11 protein-coding genes are annotated in these 19,373 nt (G+C 68.8%); 5 read left to right on the forward strand and 6 right to left on the reverse strand.

Going from position 1 to position 19,373, the window contains the following annotated elements:
• Positions 1–103: 103 nt before the first annotated feature.
• Positions 104–727, reverse strand: a complete 624-nt coding sequence (locus tag V6V89_RS26180; protein WP_334622006.1) for a TetR/AcrR family transcriptional regulator — start codon at positions 725–727, stop codon at positions 104–106.
• Between V6V89_RS26180 and V6V89_RS26185 the strand changes: the two genes are divergently transcribed.
• Positions 648–1,544 (forward strand): SDR family NAD(P)-dependent oxidoreductase, encoded by an 897-nt coding sequence (locus V6V89_RS26185; RefSeq protein WP_334622007.1) that lies wholly within the window; start codon positions 648–650, stop codon positions 1,542–1,544. The two genes, V6V89_RS26180 and V6V89_RS26185, sit on opposite strands and share 80 nt — an antisense overlap.
• 97 nt (positions 1,545–1,641) lie before the next feature.
• The gene (locus V6V89_RS26190; protein ID WP_334622008.1) at positions 1,642–2,358 is read left to right on the forward strand and encodes a DedA family protein; all 717 of its coding nucleotides are present in this window, start codon (positions 1,642–1,644) and stop codon (positions 2,356–2,358) included.
• Positions 2,359–2,515: 157 nt separating this feature from the next.
• Here V6V89_RS26190 and V6V89_RS26195 read toward each other — a convergent pair whose 3' ends face one another.
• The 3 genes from V6V89_RS26195 to V6V89_RS26205 form a co-directional block, all read right to left on the reverse strand.
• Positions 2,516–8,350 (reverse strand): RHS repeat domain-containing protein, encoded by a 5,835-nt coding sequence (locus tag V6V89_RS26195; RefSeq protein ID WP_334622009.1) that lies wholly within the window; start codon positions 8,348–8,350, stop codon positions 2,516–2,518.
• A gap of 29 nt (positions 8,351–8,379) precedes the next feature.
• Positions 8,380–12,474 (reverse strand): LamG domain-containing protein, encoded by a 4,095-nt coding sequence (locus V6V89_RS26200; RefSeq protein WP_334622010.1) that lies wholly within the window; start codon positions 12,472–12,474, stop codon positions 8,380–8,382.
• Positions 12,475–13,218: 744 nt separating this feature from the next.
• Positions 13,219–13,623, reverse strand: a complete 405-nt coding sequence (locus V6V89_RS26205; protein ID WP_334622011.1) for a BP74-related protein — start codon at positions 13,621–13,623, stop codon at positions 13,219–13,221.
• 266 nt (positions 13,624–13,889) lie between these two features.
• Between V6V89_RS26205 and V6V89_RS26210 the strand changes: the two genes are divergently transcribed.
• Positions 13,890–14,081, forward strand: coding sequence for a hypothetical protein (locus V6V89_RS26210; RefSeq protein WP_334622012.1), 192 nt, complete (start codon positions 13,890–13,892; stop codon positions 14,079–14,081).
• 177 nt (positions 14,082–14,258) lie between these two features.
• Here the strand turns inward: V6V89_RS26210 and V6V89_RS41840 are convergent, their stop codons facing one another.
• Together V6V89_RS41840 and V6V89_RS26215 are read right to left on the reverse strand one after the other, a co-directional pair.
• Positions 14,259–14,501 carry an integrase core domain-containing protein gene (locus tag V6V89_RS41840; RefSeq protein ID WP_442935217.1) on the reverse strand — a complete coding sequence of 81 codons (243 nt, stop codon included), beginning with the start codon at positions 14,499–14,501 and terminating at the stop codon, positions 14,259–14,261.
• Between the two features lie 430 nt (positions 14,502–14,931).
• On the reverse strand, positions 14,932–15,417 hold the full coding sequence (locus tag V6V89_RS26215; RefSeq protein ID WP_334622013.1) for a peptidoglycan-binding domain-containing protein: 486 nt from the start codon (positions 15,415–15,417) through the stop codon (positions 14,932–14,934).
• 460 nt (positions 15,418–15,877) lie between these two features.
• Between V6V89_RS26215 and V6V89_RS26220 the strand changes: the two genes are divergently transcribed.
• Both V6V89_RS26220 and V6V89_RS26225 read left to right on the forward strand, forming a co-directional pair.
• A complete protein-coding gene (locus V6V89_RS26220; protein WP_334622014.1) occupies positions 15,878–17,818 on the forward strand; it encodes an AfsR/SARP family transcriptional regulator in 1,941 nt (646 codons plus the stop codon).
• Positions 17,731–18,615, forward strand: coding sequence for a tetratricopeptide repeat protein (locus V6V89_RS26225; RefSeq protein WP_334622015.1), 885 nt, complete (start codon positions 17,731–17,733; stop codon positions 18,613–18,615). Before V6V89_RS26220 ends, V6V89_RS26225 begins: the two co-directional genes overlap by 88 nt.
• Positions 18,616–19,373: the final 758 nt, after the last annotated feature.

The following is a 19,373-nucleotide window of genomic DNA, read 5'->3' on the forward strand; positions in this document are numbered from 1 at the left end:
ATCCGGCCGGAGCCCGCTGTACCTGAACCGGAACCCGTTGGCGGAATCGACCCGGTCCGCCGTCACACTGAGACGGCCGAAGTCTGGAGAACGACGGTTGGCTTCACTGAACTCCGTCAAGCTCGCGGTGGTCGTTGACGATAGCGGCGGTTCGATGGGAACCATGTTGTCGCGGGCCGGCGCCGTATAGGAGCGTGTCGATGATCCGACTGGCCAGGACATCGGGGTCGATCTCGGTGTCGTCGCCGTGCAGGGACTCGCCGATGAGCGCGTAGTACACCCGTCGGGTCCAGTCGAGATCTGCCTGCGCGTCGAGCACGCCGAGGTCCCGCACCCGACCCAACAGCTCCAGGCAACGATGTACCACCCGCTGCTGCATCTCGGCGACGACTGAGCCGGAAGGGGCCGACTGTCCGAGCGCGAACCCCCAGCTGACCTTGGTGCGCAGGACGTTGACGGTGATCTGATGCAACGCCACCAGCGGAGGCGCTGTCTCTGGCCGGCCGGACTCGATGGCCTCGATCAGTTGCTGCACGGCCATGGCGGCCATGGCGTCTACGAGCGCCTGCCGATTGGCGAACCGCCGGTGGATCGTCGTGCGAGCCACCCCAGCGGCCTCGGCGACCTGCTCCAACGACGCGGCTGGGTTGGCGCTGAGCACTCGGTCGGCAGCCTCCAGGATCGAGCGCACGCTGCGCTCGGCGTCGGCACGCAAGGGCCTGGTCATCGCACTCTCCTCTGCCCTCGTCACCGGGGCGTCGGCAGGACTCGGCGCTGAATTCGCCACCCAACTCGCCGAGCGAGGACACAATCTCGTCCTCGTGGCCCGCTCCGCGGACCGGCTGCAACGACACGCCGAGCACCTACGCGCCACGCATGGCGTACGGGTCGATGTAATCGTCCAGGACCTCACCGCACCGGACGCCACAGCCCGGATCAGCGCGGACCTCGCCGCCGCCGGGCTCACCATTGATGTACTGGTCAACAACGCCGGCTTCGGCACCGCCGGCCGGTTCGAACAGATCCCCGGCGGGCGGGACCAGGAGCAACTGATGGTCAACGTCGTGGCCCTCGTCGGCCTGACCCGCGCCCTCGTTCCCGGCATGCTCGCCAGGGGCCAAGGCTCAATCATCAACGTCGCCTCGACGGCAGGATTCCAACCCTCGCCCTACTTCGCCACCTACAGCGCGGGCAAGACATTCGTGCTCAACTTCAGCCTCGCGCTGCGATCGGAATACCGCGGCCGCGGCGTACGTGTACTGGCGCTTTGCCCGGACCCGACCCGGACCTCCTTCTTCGACACAGTCGGCGAACGAGCCGCCCTGGGCGGGAAAATGATGCCCGCGCACACGGTCGTGCACGCCGCCCTCGCCGCCCTCGACCGCGACCGGGCGTACGTCGTACCAGGCCTCGGCAACTCCCTCAACGCGCACCTGACACCTCGACGCCCCCGCCGACTCGTCACCGCGATCGCCAAGCTGGTCACCCGCTCAGTCCTGGACACGCCCGCACCGACGGAGCCGAAGCAGCCGCAGGCGGCGTAGGGCCCCTGATATGTCCTGCACCCACACAAGACGACACCGATGATCGTCTTGTGGCACGGACGCCTATGCCCGACCGGCCACATTGGAGTGAACCGTTATGACCAGCGTCCTGAGTATCCTGACGACCCCGCCCGCACCGATCCAGCTGGTTGTCGCGGCGGCGATCCTCATCGGTGAACCGGCGCTGCTCGCCGGCGTCGTCCTTCCCAGTGTCACCGCGGCACTGGTACTGGGATTTCTCGCCTACACCGGGGTGGTTCCGCTGCCCGTAGTGTTGGCAACGGCGGCGGCGGCGGCGGTCATCTGCGGTGACGCGATCGGTTACCTCGCCGGACGACGGCAGGCACGACGCAGGCCAGCCACGCAGCAGTCCCCGGCCGTTGGCCACCTGGCCAGCGGCAAGCCGAACCGGTATTGGACCCGCCTGTACGGCCGAATCCAGCGGTCCATCGGGACCGTCCACCGCCCGCGTGCCGCGCGGCTGGTCGCCCGCCACGGCGGCCGGACGATCTTCCTGGCCCGCTGGATCATGGGTGCCCGGACTCTCGTACCCCGCCTAGTCGGCGAAGGGGAAACCTCCGCCTGGGGATTCGCACGGTGGAGCGTGCCGGCGGGCCTGGCGTGGTCGACCTCGTACGTATTGGCCGGCTATCTAGGTGGTAGCTCCCTAGACGACCTCTCCGTGCTCATGTCCCAGGCATCCCTGGCGATCGTCGCTCTGATCCTCACGGTCAGCGGCGCAGCGATCCTGCTCCGGCGCTGGGTACGACGTTCTCCCGCGGTAGCCACGGCCGCGGCGGCCAGCGCCTCCTAGAGGCGGATCCCCCACCCCGCTGGTGAGCGCAGCGTCCGCGTCCTTCGTCGAGATCGACTCGGCGGTGTCATCCACGAATACACGCAGGCCGCATAGCGCTCACCCTATTATCGGAACCCACAGGCTGGGCTCGGGGCCGGTGGGTTCAGGGCGGGGCCTATGAATGCGGTGAGAAGCGCACGGTATCCCAGGTGCTGCGGCTGACCACGGCGAACTCCTGCGCCAGCCCATACCCCGCCGCGTCGGCGATGGGAGCGAAGGGCACCCCCTGCAGTTGCTCGTCGGGGTCGAAGTTCCAGGACTTGTACGCGGTCGTGGTGTAGGTGACGGTCGTCGAATCACCTGTCACCGTGACCGAGCCCTCCAGTTGGTAGGTCATCCCCCGGAGGCCGTAGTACAACCCCTCGCTCTGGTCCTCCTGGAACTCCATCGCGATCCAGCCGGAGTCGAACGAGTACGAGCACGGTGGGGCCGCACACATGTCCCGGGCCATCTGGTCGATCTCGTGGAGGGTGCCGTTGACGCTGCCGCTGAACTCGGGCGCCTCCATCAGCATGTCCACGGTGAGGAGGTAGTAGTCGGCGCCGGTCGCTTCGATGTAGTGGTTGTACAGATCGCAGGCCAGCCCGTTGGTCTTGCCCGCGAAGTGGGACCAGCACGACAGGGCGGTCCAGAGCCACACCGCGGACTCGGCGCTGGAGTAGCGATCACATTCCTCGGTGTCTCCCGCGAACTCGCAGTCCGGAATCTCCAGTGAGTTGTACGGAACCTCCGTGTCGTCCCGGGGACACGAGTACGAGCCGTTGATGCTGCCCATGATGTCCGCAGTGCTCTGGCACGCGAGCGACATGCTGTCCGAGCACGCGCTGCCGCTACAGCCGTCCGGGCCGGGGTTGTAGGTGGAGTCGCCGCCCGATCCGCCGGTTCCGGCGGGGGTGTTGGGGCCAGGGCCGCCCGCATCCTTGCACCCAAAGTCCGCGTTGCAGGCCATCTCGTAAAGGCCGCTCGGGTCCGACTTGGCGATCGGGTTGTTTGACGCGTACGCGTACCCGTTGAGCTGTTGTGGGTTGAGGTAGTTGGCGATCGGGTCGGCGGAGATGAACCGGCCCGCGGTCGGGTCGTACTCGCGGGCGCCGATCGTGGTGAGCCCAACGTCGGCGTTGTCGATGCCGCCGATGAAGCCGCGCTGATCGGGCCAGCCCGACGAGCTGGCCGACCGCGGGTTGCCGAATGGGTCGTAACGGCGCACGGTGGCGGTGAGCGTGTCGCCGTTGACGACCCACTGGCCGGTGCCGTGGTGATCGCTGGCCAGCCATTGGATGTCGCCACGGCCGACGCGGATTCCGACGACGCCACCGCCGTGCTGGTAGTAGCGGGTCGCCGCGACGGTGCCGGTCGCCGCGGTGTAGGTCAGCTCGTAGCCGGCTGCCCACGCCGTCATGTCGCCGTTCGGGTCGACGCGCAGCAGCCGGTTGCCGTCGGCGCCGTCGAAGAACTTCGTGGTGCCGTCGCCGCCCGCGATCGTCGCGACCCGCCCGGCCGCAGTCCAGCTCAGCGAGTCGACCTCACTGCCCCGCTGGATCTTCGTCGTGTAGCCGGCGGCGTCGTAGGTGAACGCCGTCGACGCGCCACCCGTCGTGGGTGACACCGAGGTGAGCCCGTGCGGGTGGTCCTGACCGGGCTTGGGGTAAGCGTACTGGTTCTTGACGGACCCGGCCGGACTCCATTTTGTCTCGGCGACCCGGTTGCCGGTCAGGTCGTACTCGTAGTTCGACCAGTACGCGCCCGGCCCGCCGACCGCCGCTGCGGTCGGGGTCGACGCGCACGCGCTCGTCCCGGCCTGCGCCCACGCCTTGGTCAGCCGGCTCAGGTGGTCGTACTGGAAGCACTGGGTCTCCGGATCCAGTTCCGGGGAGGTGTGCACGGGGTTGTCGGTGATCGACAGCACGTTGCCCGCGTCGTCGTACTTGTAGGACAAGGCGGCGACGCCGTTGTTCGTGGCGCTTTCGGAGTCGGCGGCGTCCTTGTCGAAGTAGAACTCGCGCAGCCGGCCCGTGCCCTCCTCGTAGATCCAGGTCTGCCAGGCCTGCCCGCTGATCCCGCCGACGTCGTCGGGGTCGCCGAGCCGCCGCTGCAACAGCTGCCCGTAGGGCGAGTAGACGGCCGCGTCCACGTAGACGTGGCCTTCACCGAAGTCGTCGCCATTGGAGGTCACTCGAGTGGGCTGGCCCATCGCGTCGTAGTAGTAGTTCATGCTTTCCTCGGCCAGCCCACCGGCGGCGCTCGCCGTCGAGGTCAGCAACGAGCCGTTCGGGTAGTAGGTGTAGGACTGCCAATAGGTCCCGGCCAGGTCGCCGGCCGCGGCCGGCAGGTAGGTGTAGACCTGCTGCGGCTTGCCGTCGAGGGTGTACTTGCGGATCTCGCTCTTCCACGCCTGGCCGTCGATCCAATGGGTCGACGCGTACGGGTGGCCGATGCCGCGGGTCGTGCCGTCGTAGGTCCGTTCGATCAGCGGCTGGCCGGTGTTCGCGGCACCTTGCCACACCTTGGTCGGCCGCCCGATCGTGTCGTACGCGTAGGACAGCTTGGCGCCGTTGGCGTCGGTGGTGGAGGTGAGCTGCCCGGCCACGTTGTACGCCCGAGTGGTGAGCCCGGTGTCCGGGTCGTCCACGACGGTCTGCCGTCCGCGCAGGTCGTACCGGAACCGCCAGGTGTTCTTGGCCGGGTCGGTGACCTGCTTCAGCTTCCCGTTCGTCGTGTACGCGTAGGTGGTCGCGTCGAAGTCGCCGGTGGCGTCGCGGTTGTGATACTGCCGCAGTTCGACCGCGCGCCCTTGGGCGTCGCTCAGCGTCGCGGTCGAGATGCCGCCCTCTGGCGCGATCGTCGTTGTCATCCACTGCGAGTTGTGGCCGCCGTAGCGATGGCTGGTCCGCCACTGCTCGGTGCCCTTGATCAGGAAGATCTCGTCGCTGACCCGCCCGGCCTGGTCGTACGCGTACTCGGTGCGGGACACGTCGTTGGTCGCCGAGATCCAGACCAGGGCGGTGGTCGGTCCCGACTGGTTGTTGAACACCGGCCCCGACTTGACCTTCGTGCGGCCGTACGAGTCGTAGACGGTCTGCGAGATCAGCCGCCCGCCGTAGGTCTGGGCCTGCGTCTGGCGTTCGCGCAGCAGCGAGTCGTAGAGCGTGACCGCGGTCAGGTACGTCTCGTCGGGCAGCAGCGTCTTCGTGGTGACCGCCGACGGTTCGGTCTGCGACACCTTGTAGCTGAACAGCTTCGTCGCCCCGACGGTCGCCGGATCCCGGCCCGGGGTCCACACCGCCGTCGTGCGGCCGAGCGGGTCGTAGGTGACCGTGGTCGAACCCGTGTTGGGCGCGACCGTCCTGGTGGTCGCGCCCCACGCGGGCTCCAGCGTGGTGGTCATGACGTGCCCGGCGGCGTTGGTCGCCGTCGTCTGCGTCACCGGCCCTGCCCCGGCCGGGGTGTACGTCGTCGTCGTGGTCGCGCCCAGTGCGTCGGTGGCGGTCCGAGCCCGGCCGAGCGCGTCGAACGTCGACGAGCCGGTCGTGACGTACACGGCCCCGTTGTTCCAGGAGTCGAGCGCTTCGGCCTTCGTCATCAGGCCCCGCGTCGGAGCGGCGGTGTACGAGGTGTTCCCGTCGTAGTACGCGCGCACCGAACCGAGCAGGTCCGCCGGGCGGTTCGGCGTCGCCGAGCAGGTCACCGACACCGCGTCGATCGTCGCCACCGAGCCGAGCAGCCAGGCGGACGTGTTGTCGGCGTACGTGGTGCGCTCGCACTTCTCGTCGCCGGTGACTGCCAGGTCACCGCTGCTCTCTGCGGTCAGCACCCGCCCGTACGCGTCGAAGGTGTTCTGGGTGCGGGTGCGCCGCCACGACGATCCGGTCAGGTGTGTGCGCGAGTCGACGCGTTGCGCGGCGGTGAGGAACGCCTCCACCTTCCCGCCGTCATAGGTGCGGACCGCGGTCCGGGAGTGCCAGTACCGGGTGGTCGTGGAGCCGATGATGGTGGTGTCGTCGTAGGTGGCGGTTTCCCACACCATTCCGGCCAGCGACCGGTGGTCGACGGCGGTGTTGCCGTCCGAGTCGGTCACGCTGACCGATCGGGTGCCGCTGGGTTGCTTGTCGCCGTTCAGGCCGCGGAAGTAGCGGGTGCGCGACCGCTGCTGCGCCCCGGCGTCGGCCGGGTCACCGACGCGGGTGGTGACTTCGGCGTACCCGCGCCACTGGTTCCAGTCCCGGTCGTCGTCCTCGACGAACTCGGCGTCGTTCCAGGCCCACAGCGCCGACACGCCACCGCCCGCCGTGGAGTAGTCGTAGAAGCGCCACACCACGGCGCCGCCGCCGGAGGCGTCGGCCTCGGCGACGGACCGCACGACGTACTTGTGGAAGTACGCGTCCACCGGCTCATTGAGCCCTTCTGGGGTGTACTTCACCGGATAGCAGCGGCGGCTGTTCGCGTGGTGGTCGGCGGGCACGTTGCCGCGGCCGCAGTCCGGCTCCGAGTAGTTGATCGTGGTGACGCCACCGGCCTCGTTCTTGATCGAGGTCAGCCGGGGCCGCCAGACCGCCGGCCACGCCTCGCCGAGGTCGACGCGGTTCTCGTAGAAGGTGCCGCCGAACGCGACCGGCGGCTCGGTCGCGGTGCCGCCGACGTGTCCGGTGTGCCGGACGGTGGCCAGCCACAGCACGACCTGCTCGTCGTCGCCGTAGTCCTTGAACTTGTGGGTCAGCGCCCAGGAGTCCACCTTGCGGAAGCCGGTCCCGTTCGCGACGTAGGTGGTCACGCCGGTCAGCCGCTTGGTGGAGAAGAACACCGGCGAGTACGTCTCGCAGCCGGTGCTCGACTTACAGTCCAGATCCCACGGAGTGTCCGGCCAGTTGGACTTTTTCGGCTTGTTGCTCGCGTCACGGCAGTCCGACAGGCAGCGGTCGGCGGTCGTGAATTCGACCTTGGCGGTGGGACCAGCGGTCGAGCCGTTGCGCAGACCGTACTCGATCTTCTGTAGCCAGGCCTCCCGGAGGTAGGTGGCGGTCGTGTCGGCCGACACCGCCGCGGCGTACCGGCCGGTGGTGGTGCCATAGGTGTAGCGGATCAGGTTGCCGTGTACGTCCACACTGGAGTCCAGCAGCCACCGGTACGCCTGGTCGCACCGCGAACCCTTGAAGTCGCCGGACTTGTAGCACGCCTCGCCGGAGTGGTTGCCGAACACGGGCACGGTCAGTCGGCTCGACGCGACCGAGGCGAAATGGTGCTTGGTGCCATCGGTCGTGGTCACCACCCATCGCTCGGTGGACGCGGCGCTGGCGCTGGCCGCACTGCCCACCGGCTCGATACGCATGTTGGCGTCGGCGGCGGCTCGCCATTTGCCGGTCTCGTCGTCGCGGACCAGCGAGCCGCTGGCACCGTTGAGCGAGATGGTCAGCGATGGCGATTCGCCCTCCCAGCAGAAGTCGCCGGTCGGGTCGTTACCCTGGTTGCCGTCCTCTTCGGACTCGGCGCCGCACGACACGTAGGTGCGCTCGATGAAGCTGGGCGAGTAGCTCCAGCCGTCGCCGATCCACGACGCCTGGTTGTTGGTCCCTGACGTCCGCCCATCGTGCGACGCCGACGAGTACGCCAGGCTCAGTCCCGGCGTGGGCCCGGCCGCCGGCGGGGTCCGCATGCCGTAGCTGTAGGTGAACTCGCCGGACGATCCGCCGTGCGTCCACGAACCCGCGTGCGACAGATCGGTGGCGGTCCAGTCGCCGCTGCCCGACGCGCCCACCGCGTCGGCCGCGCCGCCGTTCCAGTTCGCCGCGGTGTCCTGGAACGCCGAACCGGCGCCGGACACCGGTTGCACGGGGGTGGAGTCGAACGGCTGCGGGCTGCGGGAGAACCCGTCTTCGGCGGCAGCCGGGGAGCCGGTCACGATCAGGGCCGCGACCAGCACGGCGGCGACCGGTCCAGCGACAAGCCTGCGAGACATGGTCATGCTCCTCATCAGTCGGCCCGTCATCAGTCGACGCACATGGGGATCGGCGCCGCCGACATGTCGGCGATGGCTTCGGCGGGCAGCGCGCCCTGCCACACGAGCACGTCGTCAATGGCGCCCTGAAGCCGCCGCGCCCGTGATCCGTCGGCGATTCCGGTGGCGCCGATCACCAGCGGACCGGTGGCGTTCCAGGGAGTCGCCGGGCCGCCGTCCCGGGTCGTGATCAGCTGGCCGCTGGTGTAGAAGTGCAGCTTCCCGCCGGCGATGTCATACACGCCGACCAGGTGGTACCAGGTGTCGACGGCGGGCGCCGGACCGCCGTACGCGGTCAGCCACGAGGTGTCGGCGGTGTCCGTGTTCATCATGACGAACCCGAACTGACGCAGGCTCGCGCTGTAACGCAGCAGGAATCCGGTGGCCTGCTGGCCGACCGCCGACGCGACGGTCATGTCGGTGTCGAGGCGGCTGAGGCGTACCCAGGCCGAGACGGTGAACGAATCGTCGGTCGCCACCACGGGACCGGTGGTCGCCAGGGAGCCGGCGCCGGTCAGCTCGATCGCGTTGTCCGGCTCGCACCTGGCTCCGTCGGTGACCTGGGTCCTGCCCTCTAGGACCACGTTGTGGGACTTGCCCGACGTATCGGTGCCAGCGCCGGAGGCGAGCCGCCATCGGCCGCTCAAGTCCGGTGGCGGATACCCCATCATCGCCACGAGGTCGTCGGCGTCGAGCGGGCCACGCCACAGCCGCACGTCCTGCAGTGAGCCGCGCAGGTAGTCCGTTCGCCGGAGCGTTTCGCCGAGCATCCTCTTCGTGCATCCGATGAGGACGTGACCGGCGTTGGGCGCCGCGAAGTTGCCCCACGCGAAGGACACCACGAGCTCACCGTCCACATAGAGCCGCCGGACACCGGCGGCAAGGTCGAAAGCGGCCGCCACGTGGTGCCACCCGCCGGGGGCCACGCTTCCGAAAGCCGCCCCGCTGCGGACACCGCCCGCGTTGGTGGTCATGACGGAGAATTGCAGGTTGCCGCCGGTCGTGGTCGGCTTCGCTAGCAGTTCGAAGCCCGCCGTGGCGGTGTCGTTCATCGTCGACACCAGGGTGTGGGTGCCGGTGGCCGCCGGTATCTTGACCCAGGTGGACACCGACCACGACCTGTCGATCGGGACGGTCGCACCCGGCTGTTCCAGGCAGCTCTGGCCGCCCAGGTCGACCGCGCCGCGGGGACGGTTGAACCGGTCGTAGCCGGCGGTGACGTTCGCGGGAATGACGATTGGGTGGTCGTAGCGCGAGGTGTCCTCGCCACCGTTGCGGAACTCCCAGCGGGCCAGTTCCGTCCCTTCCGGCAGATCGGTCATGGACTGCTGGATCCGCGTCGGCGACAGCACCCCTTGCCAGATGCCGAGTCCGTCGATCGCGCCGTCCAGGAAGTGCCCGGTCCCTCCGCCGCTGCTCCGCAGGCACCCGACGCTGAACGTGTCCTTGCCGTTCCACGGCGCGAAGCGGACCCCCTGCGCGGCGGCCAGGCTGCCGTTGAAGTACAGCCGCTGCCGGTCGCCGTCGGGGTCGTAGACCGCCGCGATGTGCAGCCACTGGCCCAAGGCGACCGGGCTGACCGCGCTCACGCTGATCCAGTCGGCGTCGGTGCCGGGCGTGTTCAGCAGCGAGAAGGACCACATCTTGGTCGCGGTCGAGTACTGGATCTGGTACGCCGAATGCGCCGTGTTGCCCTGCGTCAGGATCTTCGCGTACGCCTCCGGCTCGGCGTCCATCCGCACCCACAGCGCCAGGCTGAACGCCGCGTCGGTGCGTACCGGGGCCTTGCCGGTCAGGCACGAGCCGCCGTCGAGTTCCACCGCAGACGCCGCACGGCCGGTGTTGTCGGGACCGTACAGCGGCCCGCTGCCCTTGGCCATCGTCAGGTGGTGGTCGAGTCCGGAGTCGTCGAACGCCTCGGATTCAAACCGCCACATGCCCGTTGGCGCCGCCACGATGTTGTTGCCGACGAAGAAGGTGTGGACCCGTGTGAGTGACCGGTTGCCCGCGCCGTCGACGGCCCGCACGTAGAGCACGTGCCGTCCGGCCGAGGCCACGCGGGTGATCGTGGGCGACGACGGCGTCGCCGACTGCCTGAAGATCGGCGAGTTCCACGAGTACTCGTACCTGCGCAGCCCCGAGGAGACGCCGCCCGCGACCGGGTCCGACGAGGCGAGCGTGAACGTCACGTTCTGGCCTTCGGTGTACGGGCCTTCCCGTGCGGCCACGGTCGGCTGGAGTGGCAGGGTGGCGTCCACCTTGAAGTAGCAGGGCGCGGTCCAGCCGGAGTTCACCGCCGGCGACTGCCTTGCCTCGGAAAGGGCCGAATAGGTGTATGCCCCGTCCGGCAGCGAGGTGGTCAACGGCCAACTGAGCGGCGAGTACGCCGCGACCGCGTCCGGGGTCCGGTACGCGGCGAAGTCGGTGTCCGAACCCTGTTTGCGGATGCGCATCCGCACGTACACCGACTCGGACTCCGACGACTTCGCCCGCAGGGAGAGCGTCGGCTTCCGGGAGGTCACCCACCGGGTAGCGGACGGGCTCGTGACGCAGTCGTCGCCGTCGATCGCCAGCTGGTCCGGCTTCGGCGGATAGATGTAGTAGGTCACCTCCAGGCGTACCGACTTGGTCTGGATACGCCGCCAGGCGTTACGGTCGCCTTCACTGGACGAACGGAAGCCGAACGAGATGGTGTCGTCGCGTTCGTCAGCCGCCGACTGCATCCGCTTCTTGATGTTCGCGCCATCGAACGACACCCACTCGTTGGTGGTACCCGAACAGCCGCCGGCCGCGTTGGACGAGGGCAGGTTCTTGGTCTGCAACTGGCTGCCGTACAGCCAGCTCACACCGTTCCACGAGACGCCGTTGGAGATCTGCTTGGTGCGCCACAGCTGCAACCCGTAGGTGCCGCAGCCGCCGGTGTGGGTCTGCAACGCCTTCACGGCAGCCGTGTCGATGTACTTGCCCTTCAGCTTCCCGACGTTCAGCGTGATGACCGACCGCCACAGTCCGCAGCCGTTACCGCAGTCGCTCCAGGTGTTGTAGCCGACCCGCATGCCGCCCGACCGTGGCCAGCTCGTATCACCGGTCCAGCCCTTGCTCGGCGAGCCCGCGTACACGTTGGCCCACGCCTTGCGGGTCGAGGTGAACGGCGGGTCGATGTAGACCGGGAAGGTGAGCGAGTCGTCGGCGAGCATCCGCACGTCCGGCTTGAGGGTGATGCCGCTCTTGGTCACGTCCACCGCGACGTCGCCGATCTGGCTGGGGTCCTCGGCCGCCGCGGTCTCGGTGGTGGTGGAGAAGGCCGACGCGCCCGCGGTCTGTCCGCTCGGCGGTGTGGAGTCCCACATGATGCCCTGACCGGCCTCGAACACCACTTCACCGGCGCCGTCGACGACATCGATGCGGCCGGTTTCGGGGTCCTCGACGACCGACAGCCCGTCCGACTGGATCCCGATGGCGATCTCCTTGAGGATCGGATCGTCGGCCGCCTCGGGGGTCTTGAGCACTAGGACCCACGAGAAGCCCGCCGCCTCGGCCTGCACCGCGAGGTCCATCCCGGGCCGCACCTCCGGGTAGGTGGCCACCGATCCGCTGAGCACCGGGGTCGGCAGGGCGCCCAGTGGCCAGGTCAGCGACAGCGATCCGCGGCCGGGATCGGCCGCGGTCACGAACGTGCTCTGACCTCCGGCACCGGCGGTAATCCCGATCAGCGTCGCCGCCGAGGCCGCGGACCCGTTCGCCCGCGCGACGAACGTCGGGTCGATGTCCACCCAGGTGCCTGCGGCGTTCTTCACCCAGGTGGGTTCGACCGCCACGTGGGCCTTCAGCCGGCCCTCGTCCTCGGGGGTGGCGAACACCTGGCGGTCCACGTCGCGCAGGCTCATCACCTCGACGTCCACGTCGCAGGCCAAGGCATATTGGTAGGCCGTGAACTCGTCGTCCGCGGCCGGTGGACCGTCGAACTCCGGACACGGCACCGCCGGGAGCTCTTCCGCCTGCGCGGATTCCGGCGAAGCTACGAGGACACCACCGGCCAGGATCGCGCACAGCAGCAATCCGACATGGCGTTTCCGACCGGTCACGAGGACCCCTTTCCCACGTGCATGAACGGCAGGAAAGGTAGAGCCGTCGATTCGTCACTCACAACCCAAGAACCGCACCGCGCGGAGAATATCCGGAATTTGTTGCACCTCCATGCAAAGCCTGCCGCTCATGATGACGAGGACATATACTGAGTATCATACTCGGTATGACACTCCGGCACGCCCTGCTGGCCCTGCTCAGCGAGGGCCCGAAATACGGCCTCCAGTTGAGGCAGGAGTTCGAATCCAGAACCGGGGACGCGTGGCCAGCGGCCGGCAGATCCGCCAGACGGCGAACTTGATACCCGTGCACCCGCTGCGACGGTCGGTCGCACTGCGGGCAGGCCACCGCGACCGATGACGTTCTGGCTCGTACGACCAGCCTTCCGCCATCCTCCACGACCTCGTCGATCAACAACGTCGACAGCTGCGGCAACAACATCTTGATCACGTCGGAGGCACACCAGCACGGAGTGTGCCCTACCGCCTCCGACCACTAAGGACAGACCCCACCACCGTCTCTGTGCCAGAGCCATTGGTTTGACAGACCCACGGCCCCGACCGCGCGGATGGCTGGGCTGGTGTGGTGAGGAAGTCCTCGCCGATTTTGAGCAGTAGTGGCAGTGGTTGGTTGTGGTCGTGTTGGGTCGGGCTGGTGGCCATGGAGGTCCTCGCGGGTTGGGCCGGTGTTAATGGCCGTGCTCGGCCCCGGGCTCGCCCAGGCTGGTTGACGCCGGTCCGTCGCTAGAGGAGGGGAGTCATCTGGACTACCCGCGCGGACCAGGGGCAGTACCGGCCGCTGGCGAGCGCGCCGCGTTCCACTTCGGATGGCCGGCGGTCGCAGGCCGCGATGCTGACGTCGACGAAGTTCACGTCGTTCGGGTCGATGTGCCAGCTGTAGCCGATGTTGAGCTCGGGCCCGGTGCGCACGATGCGACCGTTCGGATGCCGGTTGCTTTGCTTGTTCATGTTCGCGAACGCGGCGGTGATGTCGGTGGCCTGGACCAGGTGGATCCGGAAGTACTCGACGTTGCTGCCGCTGCCGACGTTTATCGTGGCGACATACTCGATGGCGGGTGCCGCCGCGGCCGGTGCGGCGGATGCCGCCATCGCGATGGTCAGTGCCAGGGTGGACAGGATCGCTGCCATTCTGCTTAGCAAGGGTTGCCTCCTCGGGTCTGGAGTGCCAGACGATCAGGTCAACCGCCACGTCTACCGTGGGGAAGGCCATCTGCGACGCAGTGTCACGGCCGGCGTTCAACGAATGGCCATCACGTGGCGGTGTACATGACCGCTTTCCCAGGTTACGTGCCTCAGGGATCGATGACCATCACCGCCCTCAGTGAACGAACGGCGGGTTGGCTGCGTCTGGGTTCGAGGACGCCGCGATCCGGTGATGTACGACCCTCGCGGCCATGCCGGCGCGCAGCCGACGAGTCAGGTGGACGGCGGCGTGCACGATCCTGTTCACCACCGGCGCCTCGTCCGTGCGCCCGGAGCTCGGTCACGACATGTTCGGCAACGTCGCCCCTGCCGCGGCGTGGCTGCGCAACTGGGCCCACGGTCTGCACGCCGCCGCTCCCCGAGGAGTACAGGTCGGCCAATAGTTACGCGGTTGCTCGCGGTCACGGGCGTGGATGCTGTGCTGGAGATCCAGGCCGGGGAGGGTGTTGAGCCGACTGTCGGTTGATCACCGTCAGAGGTCCTGGGTTCGGGTCGCGAGATACGGACTCAGTCGCGCTGGGTGAGCTTCCCCCCGTAGGCCGGACACCCGAGGTGTGGGGTCAACGGTCGTGATCAGACGGGGTGCGGAGCTTCTCAAACTCGATGGGACTGCGCATTCCGAGGCTGGAATGGCGTCTTACCGGATTGTACCAGCAATTTATCCATTCGAAGATTGCGTTGGCAAGCTCATCGCGGATCTTCCATTTCTTGCGATCGAGGATCTCTAGGTGCAGAGTTCTCCAGAACGATTCCATCATGTTGTCATAGCAGTCTCCGACGGCGGTCGAAGGCAAGCCGAGCACGCCGGGCCCTCACATGCCCGGCCTTGCCTGCGTCGGCGGCCTGGGCGTCACCACCCAGGCCGCCGACTTCCAGTGGAACGCCAGCACGCCGACCTGCGTACAGCACCCAGGAGGCCGACGTGGACCCAGGTACCTGGCGCTCCCCTGCCGCGCACTACGCGGGCCGCTGCCCCCTGCCACGTGCCCGCGCAGCCGCGCTGAGTTGCCGCTTACCATGCGGCGCTGAGAGTCTCGGCGAGACGGCTCATCGGTGCCCAGCCTGACCGTGGTTGCGTTGCGGCCGTTCGAGACCATCCAACTCGGTCACTGCCAACGTCTGCCTCGCCGAAATGCAGGTGGTAAGAGCACGGTCGGATGATGTGTCTGGGCGTCCCGGGGCCGGCGGGGCCCCACGAAGGCCCGGATTACCGTGGCTCAGGCGAGGGCGAGGTCAGCAGGTGCGGGAGTTGTAGGCGGCCCAATAGGGGCCCCCGCTCTGAGGCGGGTAGAACCTGTAATTCCCGTCGGGCGAACGCTGCAACACGAAATCGTGCGAGCTGTACGGGCTCCTAGAACCCGTCACCCCGTCAAACACCACATACAGCCACCCGTTCTGGTTGTCGTGCTGCGAGATCCTGTCGCCCGCCTTTGTCCAGCTGTTCCGGCCGGCGGAGCCGTCCGCGACGAGGCCCTTGTCGCGCTGAAAATTCCTCGTTGCGGCATCGGTCTGGTCGCCGAAGACGCCATCAATCCCGGACGAGGGCAGGTAACCATTTGCCCAAAGAATGGTCTGCCACAGACAGGCAACGTTTGAGGAGCGGTGCGTGGTGACGTTGACGACGCCCTCGTCATCGAAGTCATCAGATACCCCGCCGCTGCCGTAAACGAACGCCCGGCCGCTGTAGGAGCCGCTCGCCGCGGCCGGCGTGGCGCTCATGCCGAGGGCTAACGCTACGCCGACGGCTGGGACGGCGGCTTGACGGAGTAGGCGGCAGATGAAGCGGTGCGAAGACATCAATCTCCTCGGTTACTTGTCGGAACGATGACAAAAGGACATGCTGGGCAGGTCGGCTCTCCGGTGGCCGGCCACGCAGCCGGCCCGGCAGGACGAGGCGACGGTGGCCGCGCAGGGTGGTTAAACGGTCCCGCTTGGGCTTCGCGCGTCGTTGCGCATCCAGGGCATGAAGCTCGATTGGGCAGTGCGGACGGTAGAACGGTACGGTGGGGCCCGTACAATCGCCGCACAACTGGCGTATAGATCACCGATCCGCCCCCGTCATCCGGGTGCGGTGCACCTGGTGACAGATAGCAGCGCCACATGTGAGGTGCCTGTGCGTTTCGACCTCCTCGGTCCGCTCCGCGTGTACCGCGAAGGCCAGCCAGTTCCGCTGGGCTCGGTGAAGCAACGTCTCCTGTTGGCCACCCTGCTGCTGCGCCCGAATGAGGTCGTCGGCTCCAACGAGTTGGCCGCGATGCTGTGGGGCGACGAACAGCCGGCGTCGGCCGCGGCGAACCTGCGCACCTACGTACGCGGGCTGCGGCAGTCGCTGGGCGGCGGGGCGCCCTGGGAGGGGATAACCGCTGCGGCCGGCGGCTACCTGGTCCGGGTGGGGCCGGGCGAGCGGGATCTGGACCTGTTCGACGCCGCGGCGGCACGGGGCCGCGACGCTCTCGCCGCTTCAGATGCGGACCGGGCCGAGGCCGAGCTCTCCGCTGCGCTGGGCCTGTGGCGTGGGGACTCGCTGTCCGACCTGCCGCTGCGGCCGGCGCTGGCCCGGCGGGTGGCGCAGTTGGAGGAGCGCCGGCTGCTCGCCGAGGAGGACTACGCCGAGGCGGTGCTGGCGCTCGGCGCGCCGGCCGACGTGGTGCGCCGGCTGCGTGCCCTGCTCGACCGGCACCCGCTGCGGCAGCGGGCGTGGGGCCAGCTGATGGTGGGCCTGTACCGCATCGGAGACGTGGCCGGCGCGCTGGATGCCTTCCGGCAGGCTCGGCAGGCGCTGGCGGAGGAGACCGGCCTCGATCCCGCGCCGGAACTCACCAAGTTGTACGACGACATCCTGCATCACCGCCCGGGACTGGCAGCGCATCCGCCACCGGGGCCAGACGGGCCGGCGCCGGGCACGGCACCGGGGCCGCTCATCCAGCGCCCCGAGCAGCTGCCGCGTGCGGTGCCGGAGTTCGTCGGCCGCAGAGCCGAGCTGGCCAGCCTCGACGCGCTCCTGGCCGGCGGGGCGCAGGGGCCGACCAGCGTGGTCATCGCTGCGGTGTCCGGCATGGCCGGAGTCGGCAAGACCGCCCTGGCGCTGCATTGGGCGCATCGGGCGGCCGACCGCTTCCCCGACGGCCAGCTCTATGTGAACCTTCGCGGGTACGACGAAGCCGGCGTGGTGTCCCCGCCCGACGCCCTGTCCGGCTTCCTCGAAGCGCTCGGCGTGCCCCACGCCCGGATACCGTCCGGCGCGGAGGCCCGGACGGGGCTCTACCGCAGCCTGCTGGCCTCCCGCCGGATGCTCGTCGTGCTCGACAACGCTCGCGACTCCGCCCAGGTTCGCGCCCTGCTGCCCGGTGCCGGCGGCTGCATGGTCGTGGTCACCAGTCGCGACCGGCTCGGCAGCCTGATCGCCGCCGAGTGCGCCGCGCCGCTGACGCTGGACGTGCTCACGGCCGAGGAGTCGATGAGCCTGCTCGCCAGCCGGCTCGGCGCCAGCCGCCTCGCCTCCGAACCGGCTGCGGTGGCCGACATCGTCGAGGCCGCTGGCCGGCTCCCGCTGGCACTGTCCATAGTGGCGGCGCGCGTCGCCACCCATCCCACGTTTCCGCTCGGCGCCATCGCCGCCGAACTGCACTCAGCCGAGGCGAGGCTGGACGCGTTGGCCGACGGCGACGTCCGGCGCGTCTTCTCCTGGTCGTACCTTGCCCTGGGGCAGGACGCGGCCCGGCTGTTCACCCTGCTGGGGCTGCATCCGGGACCGGACCTGACCGCCGCCGCGGCCGCAGCGCTCGCCGGCGTGTCGACGGCGGCCGTTACGCCGCGACTGCGGGAGTTGACCCGACTCCATCTGCTGGCCGAGCACACGCCCGGCCGGTACGCTTTCACGATCTTCTGCGGGCCTATGCGGCCGAGCTGGCGGAGTCGTCGGAGCGCGCCGACGAACGCGCGGCCGCCCGACAGCGCCTGTACGACCACTACCTGCACGCCGCCTATCCGGCGGCCCTGCTGCTCCAGCCGCAGTGGCCTCCGATCGAGCCGGTGCCGCCGCTGCCCGTACCCGCCAGGCGGCCGGTCACCGATCACGACGGCGCGCTCGCCTGGTTCACGGCGGAGCACCGGGTGCTGATCCGGGTGGTCCGGCAGGCCGCCGAGAACGGCTTCGAAGCGTACGCCTGGCAGATCGCCTGGGCGTTGAACACCTTCCTGGCACCGCGCGGCCTGTGGCAGGATCAGCTCGCCACCCAACAGGTCGCGTTGGCCGCCGCAGAGAAGATCGACGACCTCGCCGGCCAGGCCGCTGCCAACCGGCTGCTCTCCCGCGCACTGACCCGACTCGGCGACCACGACGCCGCCGAGTACCGGCTGAAGCGCGCACTCGAGCTACACGAACGCCTCGGCGATCCGACTGGTCAGGCCCAGACGCTGCACAACTACTGCGAACTCTGCTACCTGGACGGCCGGCTCGACGAGGCGCTCGCACACGGTCGCGAGGCGCTGCGGCTCTACCGGCTGGCCGGTAACCGCTCGGGGGAAGCCCGGACGCTCAACGCGATCGGTTGGCTGCTGGCCACCACCGGCGACTATGTCCAGGCCATCGAGAGCTGCACCGAAGCACTCGCCCAGCAACGACGGAGCGACGACCGCAACGGCCAGGCCGCGACGCTGGACAGCCTCGGCTTCGCCTACGACCGCCTCGGCGAACGCGACCGCGCGGCCGACTGCTACGAGCAGGCGATCCAACTCTTTCGCGACTCCGTCGACCGGTATCACGAGGCGGAGACCCTCATCCGGCTCGGGGACACCCGGGAAGGGATGGGCGACCGGACCGCTGCCGCTGCCGCCTGGCGCCAGGCCGTGCGGATCTACGAGGACGTGGGCGACCCCGCGGCCGAGGAGGCCCGCCGCCGCCTCGAACGTCGTTGACACTGACCACCGCGACATCCTCAGCACGAGCGATGCGCACCCTTAACTAACCCCATGCCGGCTCTCCGGGAGGACGACCTCCGTCGAGGTGGTCGGCATGTCGTTGCTACCAGCCGATCCCGCCGACCAGCTGCCCAGCCTTCGACGGCCAGTTGCGGCCACGCCCGCTTGGCTGTCGATCATCCGTAGTGGTAACGCCCGCCACGGCGGTGCGCCCGTCCGAATGGGCCGCTACCTCGCTACGGGCAACGCTGCCGCCAACCGTCACAGCCCACGATCACGGGCAGAGACGCATCCGCCAGCACATGGTCATCGCGGGGAACAGATCGCTGGCCGGTTCGGCATGGTCCGCACCGGCCCGTTCGGTCAGGATCAGTTCTAGCGCCGCCTGAAGGCCCTAGTCCATCGCCTGCGCTGCTCGACGCGGCGACGGGCGTATCGCGGATCGGTCCGTCCGGGTCAGTCTCGAATACTACGCGGCGTTCATCGAGAGGTGACCGTCCACTCATGCCCAGCCTGGCCGCCTCCTGGCCGGGCAGGTCCGCGACCTAATCACCGATCATGCCCCGCCCCACTATCCACACCAGGGCGCGTCCACCCCGATCCCCTCGCACGAGGTCCTCGGGGCTGCAAGGGTCCAGACGGATTGGATCAGCGCTCGATGCAACCTCCTCGCCACCCGTGGCCCTTATTTGGGGCTCTCCTGACGCTTCCGTGGGTGGTGCGGCGCGTCGTGAATAGCGCACGCCGTTGTCCTG

It is taken from the genome of Micromonospora sp. CPCC 206061 (assembly GCF_036906915.1).
Taxonomy (GTDB): Bacteria; Actinomycetota; Actinomycetes; order Mycobacteriales; family Micromonosporaceae; genus Phytohabitans.